We start from the raw sequence: 16359 nt of genomic DNA, 5'->3' as shown, positions 1-16359 counted from the left end.
TACCCTCGGCTTTACGGGACGTTAGCCGCTTTACCGAGCCTTTTATAAAAACAACAAGAGATAAATGCCATGCGCAAGATTGACGTACATGAGGTTATCGACAACGCACGATTCAACCGCTTCCACTGGATGGTGCTGTTCTGGTGTGCCCTGATCATCATCTTCGACGGGTACGACCTGGTGATCTACGGGGTCGTGCTGCCGATGCTGATGAAAGAGTGGGGGCTCAGTCCCTTGCAGGCTGGCGCGCTGGGCAGTTACGCATTGTTTGGAATGATGTTCGGCGCGCTGTTTTTCGGCCCGCTCTCGGACAGGATCGGCCGCAAGAAAGCCATCACGATCTGCGTGATGCTCTTCAGCGGTTTTACCGTCCTCAACGGTTTTGCCCGTAATCCCACCGAGTTTGGAATCTGCCGGTTCATCGCCGGGCTGGGCATCGGCGGGGTGATGCCCAATGTCGTGGCGCTGATGAACGAGTACGCGCCGAAAAAAATCCGCAGCACGCTGGTGGCGATCATGTTCAGCGGTTACTCCGTGGGCGGCATGCTCTCGGCGGGACTGGGCATCGTGCTGATCCCGAGCTTCGGCTGGCAGTCGGTGTTTTACGTCGCGGTGCTGCCGTTGGTGTTGTTGCCGCTGATCATGTACTTCCTGCCCGAGTCGGTGGGTTTCATGCTGCGTCAGGGGCGCAATGAAGAGGCGCGCACGATTCTTCAGCGGGTCGATCCGGCGTACATCGCGCAGACCAGCGATCAGCTGAACATGAGCGAAGTGAAGGGCACCGGCACCCCCGTGCTGCAACTGTTTCGCGAGGGACGGGCACTGCGCACTCTGATGCTGTGGCTGGCGTTTTTCTGCTGCCTGCTGATGGTCTACGCCTTGAGTTCGTGGCTGCCGAAGCTGATGGCCAACGCCGGTTACAGCCTGGGCTCGAGCCTGTCGTTCCTGTTGGTGCTCAATTTCGGCGCCATTTTCGGCGCGGTGGGCGGCGGCGTTCTGGGCGACAAATTGAACCTGCCGCGGGTGTTGGCGGTGTTCTTTGCCCTGGCGGCGGTGTCGATCACTTTGCTGGGCTTTAACAGCCCGATGCCGGTGTTGTACCTGCTGATCGCCATGGCCGGCGCTACCACCATCGGCTCGCAGATTCTGCTGTACGCCTGTGCCGCGCAGTTCTACTCCATGACCATTCGCTCCACCGGTCTGGGCTGGGCCTCGGGCATCGGGCGCAACGGCGCGATTGTCGGCCCGCTGCTGGGCGGTGCGTTGCTCGGGATCAGCCTGCCGCTGCAACTGAATTTCATGGCGTTCGCCTTGCCCGGTGCGGTGGCCGCGATCGCCATGACCGTGTTCGCCATCAGCAGCCAGCGCAGCACCCGACAGGCGTTGGCGGACTTGCGCCACGGTACGGCGGGCGAGTCTGTCGGCGAAGCTTCATGAGGGCGTTAGTCCGGGACTTTTCCCTGTCGGCGGCGGTCGCCGGATTCATTGCCACGGTGATTTCCTACGCCGGCCCGTTGGTGATTGTTTTCCAGGCCGCCGAGACCGCGCAGCTGTCGCGGGAAGTGCTGTCATCGTGGGTCTGGGCGATTTCCATCGGCAGCGCGGTGCTCGGCATCGGTTTGAGCCTGCGTTACCGCGTGCCGGTGATCATCGCGTGGTCGGCGCCGGGTTCGGCGTTGCTGGTGGCGCTGTTGCCGGGCATTTCCATGTCGGAGGCGGTGGGGGCGTATCTGGTCAGCAGCCTGATCATTTTCCTGGTCGGCGTGTCGGGGGCGTTTGACCGGATCATCGGCAAACTGCCGGCGGCGATTGCGGCGGCGATGCTGGCGGGGATTCTGTTCAGTTTCGGCACCGGGTTGTTCGTGTCGTTGCAGGCCAAGCCGTTGCTGGTGCTGGCGATGTTTGCCACGTACCTGATCTGCAAACGATTGATGCCGCGTTATGCGGTGTTGATGGTGCTGCTGGTGGGCTGCTCGATCGCTTTTCTCGCCGGCGATTTGCACAGCGAAGCGTTGGTGATCGGCTTGGCCACGCCGGTGTGGATCACGCCCGAGTTCAGCCTGAGCGCCACCCTGAATATTGCATTGCCACTGGTGATGGTCGCCCTGACCGGCCAGTTCGTGCCCGGGATGGCGGTGCTGCGCGCCAGCGGCTATGCAACACCGGCCGGTCCGATCATCGCCAGCAGCGCCTTGGGCACGGCGTTGTTGGCCCCGTTCGGGTGTCACGGACTGAATCTGGCAGCGATCACCGCAGCCATTTGTACCGGGCGCGAGACCCATGAAAACCCTGGCAAACGCTACGTCGCCGGGGTTGTCGGCGGACTCTGTTACCTGGTGCTGGGGATCTTCGGCGCCACCCTGGTTTCGCTGTTTTCGGCGTTCCCCAAAGAACTGATCGCGGCGCTCGCCGGGCTGGCGCTGTTCGCCGCGATTGCCGGGGCGTTGGCTGGCGCAATGGCGGTGCCGAGTGATCGCGAAGCCGCGTTGGTGACCTTTCTCACCACCGCGTCGGGGATGTCGCTGTTGGGTTTGTCCGCGGCTTTTTGGGGACTGATTTTCGGCATGGTCACCCACGTGTTGTTAAACGCCCGTCGCGAAAGCGCGGCGGCTGAAGCACTTCCAACTGTCGATCGAAAAAAATAAGAGAAAATATGATGAAACAGATTCTTCCAACAACCGGTTCAGTGTTGTCCATGGCGCTCGCCTCGGGTTTCTCTGCGGGGGCAACGGCAGCCGAGAGCGGCTTTATCGAAGACACCACGGCCACCTTGCAAGCACGCAATTACTACTTCAGCCGGGACTTTTCCGACATCGTCGGGGCGAACAAACAGTCGAAGGCCGAAGAGTGGGCGCAGGGCTTCATCCTTAACGTCAAATCCGGTTACACCCAAGGGCCTGTTGGATTCGGGGTGGATGTGATCGGCCTGCTCGGCCTCAAGCTCGACAGCAGCCCGGATCGGGTCAATACCGGTTTGCTGCCCGTCAAAGATGACGGGCGCGCGGCGAATGATTACAGCCGTCTCGAAGCGGCGTTGAAGGTGCGCTACTCCAGAACCGAGCTGAAAGTGGGTGAGTTGCAACCCAATCTGCCGGTGCTGGCGTTCAGCGATATCCGCCTGCTGCCGCCCAGCTATCAGGGCGCTAGCATCAGTTCCAATGAGATCAATGGCCTGACCTTGCAGGGTGGCCACTTGAGTACCACCAGCCTGCGCAACGAGGCCGGCGACGAAAAGATGCAGGCCATGCTCGGTCATGTTCCGCAGCGTCAGGTCAGCAGTGATGGCTTCAATTTCGCCGGTGCCGATTACGCCTTCAACGATAAACGCAGTTCGGTCAGCGCCTGGTTCGGACAACTGGAAGATATCTACAACCAGCGCTTTCTCGGTCTCAAGCACAGCCAGCCGATGGGTGACTGGATTCTGGGTGCCAACCTTGGTTACTACGATTCGCGCGAAGACGGCAAGAAGCTGCTGGGCAACATCGATAACCAGGCGTTCTTCTCGCTGTTGTCGGCCAAGCGCGGTGGCCACACGTTTTATGTCGGTTATCAGGGAATGTTCGGTGACAGTGCTTTCCCGCGGGTCTTTGCCAACATCACGCCGCTGGGCAACGAGGTGCCGACCTACGAATTTGCCTACACCGATGAGCGCTCCTGGCAGGCGCGTTACGACTACGACTTTGCCGCGTTGGGTGTACCGGGGCTGACCAGCACCGTGCGTTACATCTCCGGCAACAACGTCGACACCGGGCAGGGCTTCGAGGGCAAGGATCGCGAGCGTGATCTTGATCTTGGTTATGTGCTGCAGAGCGGTAGCCTCAAGGGCCTCGGGATTCGGGTGCGCAACGTGATGGCGCGTTCGAACTACCGCAGTGATATCGACGAAAACCGCCTGATCCTTAGCTACACGTGGACGCTGCTATGACCCCTGAAAAAGAACAACCCACTTACAAAATCGGCTTGCAGGTCAAGCTGGAGCAATTGACCGAGTCGGTGCTGCAAACCGAGGAGGACATGCGTTTTGCCAATCAACTGGCGCGCACGGCCGGGGAACGGGTCAAGGCGAGTGCGCAGAGCATGCAGTCTTCGGCCGGTGTGCTGGAGGATCTGAACCTCTACATGCAACGTCTGGATCAGGTGTTCGATGAGCTCGGCAGTCAGTCGATGCGCATCGGCGCGATTGTCGGCAGCATCCAGGACATTGCCCGTCAGACCAACCTGTTGGCGCTGAACGCAGCGATTGAGGCGGCGAGGGCGGGCAGCCATGGCCGAGGGTTTGCGGTGGTCGCCGATGAGGTGCGCAATCTCTCGCGTCAGGCGGCGGACTCCAGTGCGCAGATCCGGCAAATCGCCACGGGGCTGGAACAGTCCGCGGAGCAGGCGCGCCAAGGGCTTCAGCAGTTATCCGGGTCAACCCGTCTGGGTCTGGAAAAAGCTGGAGTGGCGTTGCACTCGATGGGTGAATTGCAAAGCGGTGCGGTGGCCAGGGTCGAGGTGGTCGAACGGATCATGGCGCGTTTGGCCGGCCTGCATGATTTGGCGTTGCAGGCGAAACGGCTGATCGTGTGAGTCGTGGGTTGCCCGGCGTTACAGGCTGCTGGTGCAGTTGCCCATGACTGGGTAGGTCACGCTGTGGGTCTGGCCTTGATGATCGATGTAGACCATGGTTGCCGGCACGACGTCGCACGCGGTTGCGGTGTCGGTCACTGAAACCACCTTGGCGATGTCCAGTGGTTGCGCCGGGTTGTACGGGGTGGCGACTGGCTCGTTGGTGGCGGCCATGGCTGACGTGGCGAGTAGGGTCAGAAGCAGGGTGGTCAGGGTTTTCATTTTTGTCGGTTCCGGGGTTGGTTCTGATGCTATGAAGTTTAGTCCTTGGTTGGGATCGATAAAGGGGGCGGGGGCTGATTCAGCGTTGCAGGAAACGTAACAATCGCTCTGGTTGATTGGGTGTATATCCGTTTCTGCGGTAACGGCGGCTGGCGGTTCCGCTCTTACAGCGGGTTACTTGGAAAAGCGCCAAGTAACCAAGCGCTTTTGCCCCTTTCGTTCGGTGCCTCGCTAAGGCTCGCCATGCCCTCGTTCCGGTCCTGCTCCGTGGGCCCGCCGCCATCGGCCATCCATGGCCGGGGGCTCACCGCCGATGACCTTGACGCACTTCAGGTCGGCTATCAGGCCGCCTCGCTTTGGCTGTTGATCTTGATCTTGATCTGCCCCGTCGGAAGGCCGAGCGCAGGACCGGAGCGAGGGTATGGCGAGCCTAGGCGAGCCACCGTACGTCAGGGGCGCAGGCGCTTGGTTACTTGGCGCTCTTCCAAGTAACCCGCCGTAAGAGCGGAACCAATAGCCGCCGTTACCGCAGGAATGGATATGCCCCCAATCGTCCCCGCGAAGCAAAGACGAAGCACATTCAAAGCCCGGTGTAGACTGAGAACCAGTCCTCCTCCGGCAAAGAAAAAGGAGCAACCCCAGCCATGATCGGCGCCGAGCTACTGTCCCCCGAAACCCTCACCGTCGGCTGGCTGATCTACGTCCCGGCACTGATCTGGGCCATCGCACGAGCCCCGTGGGTCGAACTGTTCAGCGACAGCCGCCGCCAGCACCTGTTATTCGGCACAGTCTTCGCGCTATTCATGCTCTGGCTGGTACGCCGGGATTTCGACACCGGCGTGTCCTATCACTTCCTCGGCATGACCGCAGTGACCCTGCTTCTGGACTGGCCGCTGGCGATCATCGGTGGTCTGGTGGCGCAAACCGGTCTGATGCTACTCGGCCGACAGGACCTGGTCGCAATGGGGGTGAATGGCGCGCTGTTGATCCTGTTGCCGGTGCTGATCACCGAGTGCTGCGCGATCCTGGTTGAGCGAGCGCAGCCACGAAATCCCTTTGTCTACATCTTCGTTTCCGGTTTCTTTGCGGCGGCGCTGTCGGCGTTGCTGTGCCTGTTGCTGGCACTGTGGGTGTTGTGGTTCGACGAGCGTTTTGCCATGCCCTATTGGCTGGAGGATTTTGTGGGTTACTTGTGGTTGATCATTTTTCCAGAGGCGTTCATCAACGGCATGGTGGTCAGTGCGCTGGTGGTGTTCTGCCCCGAATGGCTGGAGACCTTCAACCGCACGCGCTATCTGTCGGCGCCCTGGAAGGACGACGATCCCAAGTCTTGACCCCTTTGAAATCCGCCAAATGATGGCGATCCCATACTCCGTTTTTCCAGCGGTTCCCTAAATCTGCTGATCAATCAAAACCGCGTTGCTATAGATCAAGCTACCATCGCTTGCTCGGTGCCCGACCAAATGGTATTGACCACGATCGAGGTGCAAATAGACGCGCATTTTGCAGTCGGACAAGGGGTCGTATCCCTCTGGCAATTTCAAATCCAGGGTGCTCATGTCGACATCAACCATGGCTTCAGGCTCATGGGAACTCTTCAGGTGTTCTTCAGCCTGCTCCAGGCGCTGACGAAGTGGGACATCGACGTAAAAATGGATTTCACCTATTGGGGTGGATTTTTGGTCGGGGCTGGTTTTGCACCAGCCTTCGATCGTCAGGGCACTCATAACGAAACCTCCGTCGTGGGCTGCTGGATTCTGTAGCTCTTGTCTCTTCTCAATGCCATCACTTATCTGATCATTACGCATGGGCAGGGTTCGTTTTTTTGGGCCGCTTCTGGCCAACCTCTGCCATGCGAATCTGAGATTGAGTATAGCTGGCAACCGGGTCTCGCTCGCCGACCTCACGGCCCAACCCGATGGCACTATACTTTTTACTGACTTGCCACCACGGGTGGTACTTGTCTGCCCTGCCTGGACGTCCGTGGCGATGCTTGCGCATAAGCAATGAGCAACAGGAATAGGATGAAGAGAAAATGGCAATAGCAATTGTCTTGATACTAAAAGCGGCGTCACAGCCTGACTCATTTCGTCGATTTCTGGCACAAGTCAGCCCCCGGCGATCGGGATCAGTGACGCGGGTCGAAGTCGCCGCTGAACAACTCGTCCTCGGCATCGGGTGCCACTGGAATCTTGTGTTCTTCCGATGCCCACGCGCCCAGGTCGATCAGTTTGCAACGGTCGGAGCAGAACGGCCGGAATTTACTCTCGGAACTCCATTCGACAGGGGCGCCGCAGGTCGGGCATTCAACGGTTGGGGTCTGGCTCATGACTGGCCTCCACGCAATGTTAGGTAAAAGTGATGCAGGCGTTCGACCTCGCTGTGCAGCCAGGCGAGGTCGCGGTCGTTGACCACCACATCGTCGGCATGGCTCACACGATCCTCGCGGCTGGATTGCGCCTTGAGGATCGCCTGGACCTGCTGTTCGCTGGTGTTGTCGCGCTGCAGGGTGCGTTCGATCTGTAACTGTTCGGGTGCATCGATCACCAGCACACGCTGAGTCATGGCGTACTGCCCGGACTCGATCAGCAACGGCGAAACCAGAATCGCGTAAGACGATTGTGCCTTGCCCAAGTGATCGGCGATTTCCCTGGCGATCAGCGGATGCAAAAGCGCCTCGAGCCAGAGGCGTTGCTCAGGCACTTCGAAGATCAGTTTGCGCAACGCCGCACGATCCAGTTGACCGTCGGCCTGCAACACGCCGGGGCCGAAATGTTCGGCGATCCGGGTCAGTGCCGGGCGACCGGGTTCTACGACCCAGCGCGCCGCATGATCGGCATCGACCACGTGCACGCCCAGGTCGATGAAGTGCTGGGCGGCCGCGCTTTTGCCGCTGCCGATGCCGCCGGTCAGGCCGAGAATCCAGGGTTTTTCCACAGGGGTATTCATTTCAAACCGACAAACTGCCAATAGAAGCCGGTTATTTGACCACCCCAGAGCAAGGCAATCCAGCCGGCAATCGCCAGATAGGGACCGAAGGGGATCGGCGTCGAGGTTTTCGCGTTGCGCAGGCTCAGCAAAATAACGCCGATAACGGCTCCGACCAGAGATGACAACAAAAGGGTCAGCGGCAAAATCTGCCAGCCACCCCAGGCGCCCAGCATGGCCAACAGCTTGAAATCGCCGTGGCCGATGCCATCCTTGCCGGTGATCAGCTTGAACAGCCAGAACACCGACCACAGCGCCATGTAGCCCGCAATTGCGCCCCACAGTGCCTCAGTCAATGGCACGAACAACTCGAAGCTGTTGACGATCAATCCCAGCCACAGCAGCGGCAGCACCAGTACATCCGGCAACAGTTGATGCTCGGCGTCGATCAGGCTCATGGCCAACAAACCCCAACTCAACATCAGCACCATCACGGCCTGCCAACCGAAACCGAAATGCCAGGCGATGAACGCTGACAGCAGGCCGCAGGCCAGTTCGGTCAATGGATAGCGTTTGCTGATGGGCGTTGCGCAACTCGAGCATCGCCCACGTAAAAACACATAACTGAGCACCGGAATGTTTTCCCAAGCGCGGATCCTGTGCCCACAGTGCGGGCACTGGGAGTGGGGCAGCATCAGGTTATAGGTCGGCTGCGGCGTATCGCCCGGCAGGCCCAGAATGTCGTAGGCCTGCAGTCGCCACTCGCGCGCGAGCATTTTCGGCAGGCGCCAGATCACCACGTTGAGGAAGCTGCCGACCAGCAAGCCGACCGTCAGTGCAATGACGACAAACGCCAACGGGTACACGGTCAGGATTTCGTTCAAGGGCATGTCAGATCGCATTGCCGAGTTGGAAGATGGGCAGGTACATCGCAACCACCAGGCCGCCGACGATAACACCCAGCACCACCATGATGAACGGTTCCATCAGGCTGGTGAGGTTATCGACCATGTTGTCGACCTCGGCCTCATAGAAACTGGCGACCTTGTCGAGCATGTCGTCCAGTGCGCCGGACTCTTCGCCAATGGCCGTCATCTGAATCGCCATGTTCGGAAAGACGCCGGAGGTGCGCATGGAGAAGTTCAGCTGCATCCCCGTCGACACATCCTGCTTGATGCGCAGCACCGCACGCTTGAACACGATGTTGCCGGTCGCGCCCGCCACTGACTCCAGCGCCTCCACAAGCGGGACGCCGGCGGCGAAGGTGGTCGACAGTGTACGGGCGTAACGGGCCACGGCGGATTTGTACATCAACGCGCCAACCAGCGGCAGTTTCAGCAGCCAGGTGTCTGTCCAGTCCCGAAAGCCCTGAGATTTCTTGAAGGCGTGGCGCACACCGAATATCACAGGGATCAGCACGCCAAGCATCAACCACCACCAATCCTGCAGGAACTGCGACAGGCTGATGACCATCAACGTGAACGCAGGCAGTTGGGCACCAAAACCTTCAAACACCGACTTGAACTGCGGCACCACCTTGATCAGCAGAATCCCGGTGACGATGATCGCGACGATCACCACGGCCAGCGGATAAGTCATGGCTTTCTTGATTTTGGCCTTGAGGCTTTCGCTCTTTTCCTTGTAGGTCGCGACGCGCTCCAGCAGGGTGTCCAGCGCGCCGGCCTGCTCGCCGGCATCCACCAGGTTGCAATAGAGCTCGTCGAAATACTGGGGCTTTTTGCGCAGGGCCGCGGCGAAGCTGTTACCCGCCGCGACCTCCTGTTTCACTTCGTCCACCAGTTTACGCATGGCCGGGTTATCGAAGCCTTCGCCAATGATGTCGAACGACTGCAACAGCGGCACACCGGCTTTCATCATGGTCGCCATCTGCCGGGTGAACAGGGCAATGTCATGCGCCTTGATGCGTTGGCCGAGGCTGAGAATCGATGCGGATTTCTTGCGCACCTTACCGGGGTTGATGCCTTGCTTGCGCAATTGCGCCTTGATCAACGCCGGGTTCTGACCGGTGAGTTCGCCGGTCATTTTCGTGCCTTTTTTATCGGTGCCTTCCCAGGCGTACACACTGATTTTCGCTGCTTTGACCGCCATGTTCAGTCCTTGGTGACCCGGTTGATTTCTTCAAGGCTGGTGATGCCCTGCATGGCCTTGATCAGCCCGGAAGTACGCAGATCGTTGAAGCCGTCCTTGCGCATCTGGATATCGATTTCCAGCGAATTGCCTTCGGCCATGATCAGTCGTTGCAGGTCTGGTGTGTTCTTCACCACTTCATAAATCCCCACGCGCCCCTTGTAGCCAACATTGCACTGGTCGCAACCGACCGGTTCATAGATCGTGAACGAGCCAATGCGTTCCTCGGGGAAGCCTTCCTTGATCAATGCCTCGCGGGGAATATCGATGGGTTTCTTGCAATGGCTGCACAGTTTGCGCGCCAGGCGCTGGGCGATGATCAGGCTGACCGAAGTGGCGATGTTGAATCCCTGAATCCCCATGTTGTGCAGGCGGGTCAGGGTTTCCGCCGCGCTGTTGGTGTGCAGGGTCGATAGCACCAGGTGCCCGGTCTGGGCGGCCTTGATAGCAATTTCGGCGGTTTCCAGATCGCGAATTTCGCCGACCATGATCACGTCCGGGTCCTGGCGCAAAAACGAGCGCAGTGCCTGGGCAAAACCCAGTCCTTGCTTGGGATTGACGTTGACCTGGTTGATGCCTTCCATGTTGATCTCCACCGGGTCTTCGGCGGTGGAGATATTGATGTCCACAGTGTTGAGAATATTCAGCCCGGTATAGAGCGACACGGTCTTGCCCGAACCGGTGGGGCCGGTCACCAGAATCATCCCTTGCGGCTGCTTCAACGCGGCCATGTACAGATCTTTCTGGTCCGACTCGTAGCCAAGGGCGTCGATGCCCATTTGGGCGCTGGACGGGTCGAGGATCCGGATCACCACTTTCTCGCCCCACAGGGTCGGCAGGGTATTGACCCGGAAGTCGATGGACTTGCTCTTGGACAGGCGCATCTTGATCCGCCCGTCCTGCGGTTTGCGTCGCTCGGAGATGTCGAGGCTGGCCATGACTTTCAGGCGCGCAGCGATGCGGTTGGCCAGTTGAATCGGTGGCTTGGCGACTTCACGCAGCATGCCGTCGGTGCGCATCCGCACGCGGTAGGTTTTCTCGTAGGGTTCGAAGTGCAGGTCGGATGAGCCGCTCTTGATCGCGTCGAGCAACATCTTGTGGACAAAGCGCACCACCGGCGCGTCGTCGGCGTCTTGCCCGGCGATGGCGTCCTGGTTGTGGCCATCGATCGAATCGATGTCGACGCCATCGAGGTCGACGTCGGCCATGTCTTCCAGGCCGGTACTGTGGCTGTCGAAAAATTTCTCGATGGCGTCGCTGAGCTTGTCGTCCTCCACCAGGATGGCTTCGGTATTCAGCCCGGTGCTGAACTGGATGTCATTGATGGCTTGATGATTGGTCGGGTCGGAAACGCCCACGAACAACTTGTTGCCGCGCCGCCAGAGGGGCAGGGCGTGGTGCTGACGGAGCAGTTTCTCGCTGACCAGTCCCTTGGGCTGGGCCTCCTTGTTCAGGCAGTTGAGGTCCAGCAAGGCTATGCCAAAGTGTTCCGATGCGATCTCGGCAATCTGGCGGCTTTGCACCAGTTTGTTCTGCACCAGGTACGTGACCAGGGAGATGCGATTGCGAAGGGACTGCTGATACGCCTGTTGCGCGCTTTTATCAGTGAGCAGTTCGGCCAGCACCAATTGCTTGGCCAGACCGCTAAGGGCGATGTCATTCATTGGGATACCGGACTCAGACAGTTCATGACTTATAGCCTAGTCAAACGGAGGAACCTAACCAGCGCTGCTCAGGTGACAAAAAGTGTCAGATAGTGCGGATTCTGGGGGTAGGAAAGGGCTTGGTGTTGGCCTCGTGCCCCCATAACTGGGGGCGAAGGGCTTGGCATGGGCTGTGCTGTGGCTAGTTCAGATCATGAGATTTCGACTCATGCATGGAGCTTGTCTATGAATACTCAAAAAGGTTTTACCCTGATCGAGCTGTTGATCGTGGTGGCGATCATCGGGATTCTGGCGTCGGTTGCGCTGCCGCAGTATTCGAAGTATCAGTCGCGGGCGAAGGTCACCGCCGGTCTTGCTGAAATATCGGCATTGAAGGTCCCCTACGAAGACATTATGAATCAAGGCACCACCCCCACCCTCGCTCTGCTCGGCGTTAGCGCGACCACAGGCAATTGCACGATTGCGGTGGCGGGCACCATCACTACTGGTGTTGGCAGTATTGGCTGCACGATCCTCAATGCAAACGGTCAGGTGGCCGGCAAGACCATAACGCTTTCGCGGGCGCTGGCCGGTGGCTGGACTTGTAAATCGACCGTACCCAAAGAGTACGCGCCTAACGGTTGCCCTGGCGTCTGAATTCCAAGTCTGTTCCATGCCCCGCGTTTCACGACGCGGGGCATTTTTTTTGTTCGCCGTTCGGGGCAAATTGGAGTAATTGAGAAAACTTCCAATAATTCATGGCCTTAGGCCTGTGCTAAAACCCGCAACTTGCATGTACATAATTCCGAAGTCATGCATTTTGCATGATTCCGAAAATTAGCCTTTTCCATAACATACTGATTTATAAGGATTTATCATCCACCTAAAAGTTGGCACAGCGTTCGCAATATCTCTGGTAACCCTGCTGACAAGACACGCAGCAGACTTTCTAGAAAAACAGGAGTTACTCGTATGAAGAAGTTCGCTATCGCTGCCGCTGCTGCTACCGCTCTGACCCTGACCATGGCCAACGCTGCATTTGCACAGACCCAAGTCACCCAAGCGCCAATGACCCTGGCTGCCGGAGAAGTGACCAAGGCCAAGGAAGCTACCTCCGATACCTGGATCACCACCAAAGTCAAAAGTGACCTGGTTACCGAAAAAGGCATTCCTGGTACCGACATCAAAGTCGAAACCAACAAAGGTGTTGTATCCCTGTCGTCTACCGTCGCGGTGACTGACGCTCAGAAAGCCACTGCTGTGGCCATCACCAAGAAAATCAAAGGCGTCAAAGCGGTCTCCGCTGACGGCCTGAAAGCCGAGTAAGGCAAGACTTCTCGCCTGGACCGGGAGAAGACGCGGTAGACGAGCCGAGTCATACGTCTGCCGCCACTTGAGAGTTCATGCGACGGCCACAAGGATGTGGCCATTACAGGCCCCGGACATTCGTGTTTGGGGCCTGTTCTATTGTGGGCACCGCAAAATCAAAAAGTGTGGGAGCGAGACCGGCTTGCCGGTCTCGCTCCCACACTTTTGGTTTTGTATTGGGTTCAATTACCGCGCTTGCTGGTGATCTGCTTCAACCGATTCCCTTCAAACCGCAGGTACTGATACATCCCGCCGCTAGGCCCGTAGGTCCATTCCTCGACCTGGAATTCTTCCCGCCGATTGGCACTGCGCTTGTAGCCCAACAGATCGCGGCTGACCGGTTCACCGCACTTCTGCAGCACCTCGCTGGACCTGTCCCCGACGCTGACCAACTGACTGCCGCAGCGCAGGGTATCGGCGGCCGAAGCCTGACTGGCCGCCAGTGCCAGCGCCAGGCCGAACAGCAATTGTCTGATCATCATTCGGCGTCCAGATGCAGTGGTGTCACCACCTTACCGTCACTTTCCGGTTCGCCGAGGCTGGCGTCGATGAAATATACGCGCTCATCGGCCAACTGACCCTTGTCGACCAGATAATCCTTGATGCTGCTGGCGCGATCCTGGCCGAGTTGGCGCAACAGCACGTCGCTGGTACTCCAGAACTTGATCACGTCCGCGCGCATTTTCACGGTGCGTTCTTCCTTGCCCAGATCCTTCCATTCGGCGGGCGGCTGGGTTTTCAGGCGAGTGCGGTAGATGCCTTCCAGCAGCGGGTCTTTCTCGCCGTCCGGTACTTGCAGCAACGAGGCTTGCGCCGGCACCTTGTCGCCGCGCCGCTGGAGCATTTTGTAGTAGTTGTACTGGTATTCCCGTTCCAGGCGTTGCTCGGCGATCAGCGGGCCATCGCTCTTGGCGGCAGCGGTGCCTTCGATTTCCAGGCGCAGGGCCGGGCGTTCCTTGAGGGCCTGGGACAGCTTGACCAAGGAACCCTCGGCCTCCTTGCTCAGGTCGCTTGAGCCCGGCGCGAACGACACGGTGCCCAGGTCTTCCGAACCACCGCCACTGACCAGTCCGCCGATCATTTTGAACGGCGCAGCGGCGGCCTTGACGATCAGGTTGCGCAGGGTCTGCCAGACAATCGGCATAACGCTGAACTGTGGATTGTTGAGGTCGCCGGTGACCGGCAGTTCGATGGAGATCTTGCCGTCGACGTCCTTGAGCAGGGCAATCGCCAGTTTCAACGGCAGGCTGACTGCGTCCGGGCTGTCGACCTTTTCACCGAGCTGCAACTGCTCGACCACCACTTTGTTTTCAGCCTTGAGCTGACCTTTGGTGATCAGGTAATGCAAGTCGAGATTGAGCCGGCCCTTGCGGATTCGGTAGCCGGCGAACTTGCCGGAGTAGGGCGTCAGCGTGGTCAGTTCCACCCGTTTGAAACTGGTGGCGATGTCGAGGCTGGCCATCGGATCGAACGGATTGACCGAACCCTTGATGGTCACCGGTGCATAACGATCGACCTTACCTTTGATATCCACGGTCGCCGGTTTCGCCTGACGGCTGTCGATGGTGCCGATCTGGCCGTTGAGTTGTTGCACGGCGGTAGCGAAATTCGGGGTCAAACTGAAGTCGGCAAAGTTGGCCGAGCCGTCATTGATGGCAATGCCACCGATATGGATGCCCAGCGGTTTGTCCTTGCTGGCGGCCGGTTTGGCGGCGGCCGTTTTGGCACCGGAGTCAGGCGGCTGGGGGATCAGCAGGTCATCGACGTTGGTGGTGCGGTCATCGTTGATCATGAAGCGCACATAGGGTTGGAACAGGTTGATCCTGTCGATCGACAGGCTGTCGCCGTGTTGATAATTCAAGCCTTCGAGCACCACCTGCTGCCATTTGAGGAAGTCGCGGGTTTTCAGGGTGTCGAGGGTGTGCAGTTGATCGATCTGCGCGCGTCCTGTCACGCTGAGCGCCAGCGGCTCGGTGCTTTTCAGGTTGACCGCCAGGTCGCTGCCAAGCATGCCGCTGCGCAGTTCGAGGCGAATGAACGGGTTGATGTAGGACTGGGCAACCCGCAGGTCGATGTCCTTGGTCTGCACGTTGAGTCTGGCGCTGACCGGGGCCAGATTGACCTCGCCATCCGCGGTGATCTTGCCTTGCTTGCCTACGCCGGTGTCGAGCTTGAGGGTAAAGGGCGATCCATTGAGACTGTCGAAATTCTGCAGGTCCAGGTTCAGCGGGTTCAGGTCCAGCGTCACGGCGGGTTGCGCTTTTCGATCGGCCAGGTGCACCTGGTAATCGCGCAGTTGCACGTCTTTGAGCAACACCTGCCAAGGCTTGCTTGGCGCGGCAGGGGTTTTCGGCGAGTCGGCTGCTGCTGGCGTGCTGACGGGTTCGGCTTTGGCTTTCGCGGCTTCCTTGGACGGTTGGCTGGCGAACAGCTTCTGCCAGTCGAGTTGGCCGTCAGCTTCAAGCGCCGCCCAGGTTTCCAATTTATTGCTGCGGATTTTACCAACCACTACTTGCTGTTTGGCCAGGTCCACCGTGGTGTCGGTGATGTCCAGTCGCGCGAGCTTCGCCAGCGGTCGACCGTCCGGGGCGTTGATGGCGAAAGGCGCCACGCTGACCGCGACGTTGCTCAGCAGCAGTTCGGTTTCCTTGGACAGATTGAGTTTGTAGTCGGTGCTCAGGTTCAGCACGCCGTTTTCCAGCACCAGCGGCAGCGCGTCACGCACATAGGGCCAAAAGGCTTTCATCTGACCGTCGGTGACTTTCAGCTTACCTTCGGAGGCGATCGGGATCAGGCTGAAATTGCCGGTCCAGTCGAGCTGCCCACCGTTCGGGCCGATGGCCACAAGGGTCATGTCGGCGCTGTCTTCGGGCAGGGTGCTGAGGTTTTTCAGCTCGAAATCGAGTTTGTCGTAGAGGAACTCGATAGCTTCGCTGGGACGGTCATCCTTGAAGTGCACGGCACCGTCGGCCAGTTTGATCCGCTCTACGCGCAGTGGAAACGGTTTGGCGTTCGGGTCGGCCGGGGTCGGTTCGCTGGCGGGGATTTTGAACAGGCCGAGCAGATTGAGTTTGCCGTCCTTGCCGAAGAGGATTTCGGTCTTGGGTTTGTCCAGTTCGATATCGGACAGATGCAGCGCTTTGGTCCACAGGCTGTCGATCTGCAGGTTGGCGTACAGGCGTTCGAAGCCGACCTGTTCCTTGCCCGGCTCGCCGATGATCAGGCCCCACAGGGTGACTTCAAGACTGAAGGGGTTGAGTTCGATTCGCTGAATGGTCGCGGGCGTCGTGGCGTAGTTGGCCAATTGTTGGTTGGCCACCCGCAATGCGATGCCCGGCAAAATCAGAAACCCCAGCAGGCTGTAGAGGGCCAGAGCAGTCAACAAGGCGCCGATAGCGCGGATCAATCCTTTGGGCATGTGTGGCTTCATCTGTCTGAATCG

15 protein-coding genes and 1 pseudogene are annotated in these 16359 nt (G+C 59.0%); 7 read left to right on the top strand and 9 right to left on the bottom strand.

Annotation, left to right across the window (positions count from 1 at the left end; translation table 11 throughout):
• The first annotated feature begins 69 nt into the window (after positions 1-69).
• The 4 genes and pseudogenes from KJF94_RS22185 to KJF94_RS30690 all read left to right on the top strand — a co-directional run.
• Positions 70-1437 (top strand): aromatic acid/H+ symport family MFS transporter, encoded by a 1368-nt coding sequence (locus KJF94_RS22185; protein ID WP_214378807.1) that lies wholly within the window; start codon positions 70-72, stop codon positions 1435-1437.
• On the top strand, positions 1434-2645 hold the full coding sequence (locus KJF94_RS22180; protein WP_214378805.1) for a benzoate/H(+) symporter BenE family transporter: 1212 nt from the start codon (positions 1434-1436) through the stop codon (positions 2643-2645). Before KJF94_RS22185 ends, KJF94_RS22180 begins: the two co-directional genes overlap by 4 nt.
• Before the next feature lie 11 nt (positions 2646-2656).
• Positions 2657-3925 (top strand): OprD family porin, encoded by a 1269-nt coding sequence (locus KJF94_RS22175; RefSeq protein WP_214384933.1) that lies wholly within the window; start codon positions 2657-2659, stop codon positions 3923-3925.
• Between the two features lie 251 nt (positions 3926-4176).
• Positions 4177-4569, top strand: a pseudogene (locus KJF94_RS30690) (methyl-accepting chemotaxis protein); the annotation flags it as partial.
• A gap of 18 nt (positions 4570-4587) precedes the next feature.
• Here KJF94_RS30690 and KJF94_RS22165 read toward each other — a convergent pair.
• Complete coding sequence (locus tag KJF94_RS22165; RefSeq protein WP_214378801.1) at positions 4588-4830, bottom strand: DUF2790 domain-containing protein; 243 nt, start codon at positions 4828-4830, stop codon at positions 4588-4590.
• A gap of 644 nt (positions 4831-5474) precedes the next feature.
• Between KJF94_RS22165 and KJF94_RS22160 the strand changes: the two genes are divergently transcribed.
• Positions 5475-6164, top strand: coding sequence for an energy-coupling factor ABC transporter permease (locus KJF94_RS22160; RefSeq protein WP_214378799.1), 690 nt, complete (start codon positions 5475-5477; stop codon positions 6162-6164).
• 57 nt (positions 6165-6221) lie between these two features.
• Here the strand turns inward: KJF94_RS22160 and KJF94_RS22155 are convergent, their stop codons facing one another.
• The 6 genes from KJF94_RS22155 to pilB all read right to left on the bottom strand — a co-directional run bounded on the left by KJF94_RS22155 (position 6222) and on the right by pilB (position 11570).
• Complete coding sequence (locus tag KJF94_RS22155) at positions 6222-6557, bottom strand: hypothetical protein (RefSeq protein WP_214378797.1); 336 nt, start codon at positions 6555-6557, stop codon at positions 6222-6224.
• A 401-nt stretch (positions 6558-6958) separates the two neighbouring features.
• On the bottom strand, positions 6959-7159 hold the full coding sequence (yacG, locus tag KJF94_RS22150; protein ID WP_214378795.1) for a DNA gyrase inhibitor YacG: 201 nt from the start codon (positions 7157-7159) through the stop codon (positions 6959-6961).
• Complete coding sequence (gene coaE, locus KJF94_RS22145; RefSeq protein ID WP_214378793.1) at positions 7156-7779, bottom strand: dephospho-CoA kinase; 624 nt, start codon at positions 7777-7779, stop codon at positions 7156-7158. Before coaE ends, yacG begins: the two co-directional genes overlap by 4 nt.
• On the bottom strand, positions 7776-8648 hold the full coding sequence (locus KJF94_RS22140; protein ID WP_214378791.1) for a prepilin peptidase: 873 nt from the start codon (positions 8646-8648) through the stop codon (positions 7776-7778). Before KJF94_RS22140 ends, coaE begins: the two co-directional genes overlap by 4 nt.
• A gap of 1 nt (position 8649) precedes the next feature.
• Complete coding sequence (locus tag KJF94_RS22135; protein WP_214378789.1) at positions 8650-9867, bottom strand: type II secretion system F family protein; 1218 nt, start codon at positions 9865-9867, stop codon at positions 8650-8652.
• 2 nt (positions 9868-9869) lie between these two features.
• The gene (pilB, locus tag KJF94_RS22130) at positions 9870-11570 is read right to left on the bottom strand and encodes a type IV-A pilus assembly ATPase PilB (protein WP_214378787.1); all 1701 of its coding nucleotides are present in this window, start codon (positions 11568-11570) and stop codon (positions 9870-9872) included.
• Between the two features lie 225 nt (positions 11571-11795).
• On the opposite strand from pilB, the gene KJF94_RS22125 reads away from it, so the two are divergent.
• Both KJF94_RS22125 and KJF94_RS22120 read left to right on the top strand, forming a co-directional pair.
• Positions 11796-12206, top strand: coding sequence for a pilin (locus tag KJF94_RS22125; RefSeq protein ID WP_214378785.1), 411 nt, complete (start codon positions 11796-11798; stop codon positions 12204-12206).
• A gap of 315 nt (positions 12207-12521) precedes the next feature.
• Entirely contained in the window at positions 12522-12875 is a 354-nt protein-coding gene (locus KJF94_RS22120) for a BON domain-containing protein (RefSeq protein WP_214378783.1), read from the top strand.
• A gap of 224 nt (positions 12876-13099) precedes the next feature.
• Here the strand turns inward: KJF94_RS22120 and KJF94_RS22115 are convergent, their stop codons facing one another.
• Positions 13100-13396: a DUF2845 domain-containing protein gene (locus tag KJF94_RS22115; RefSeq protein ID WP_214384932.1), complete on the bottom strand. Its 297-nt coding sequence runs from the start codon at positions 13394-13396 to the stop codon at positions 13100-13102.
• A complete protein-coding gene (locus KJF94_RS22110; RefSeq protein ID WP_214378781.1) occupies positions 13396-16347 on the bottom strand; it encodes a DUF748 domain-containing protein in 2952 nt (983 codons plus the stop codon). The genes KJF94_RS22115 and KJF94_RS22110 overlap by 1 nt, the downstream gene beginning before the upstream one ends.
• Between the last annotated feature and the right edge of the window lie 12 nt (positions 16348-16359).

Source organism: Pseudomonas hormoni (genome assembly GCF_018502625.1).
In the GTDB taxonomy this organism is placed as follows: Bacteria; Pseudomonadota; Gammaproteobacteria; order Pseudomonadales; family Pseudomonadaceae; genus Aquipseudomonas; species Aquipseudomonas hormoni.
This window is presented reverse-complemented; position numbering and strand designations above follow the sequence as displayed.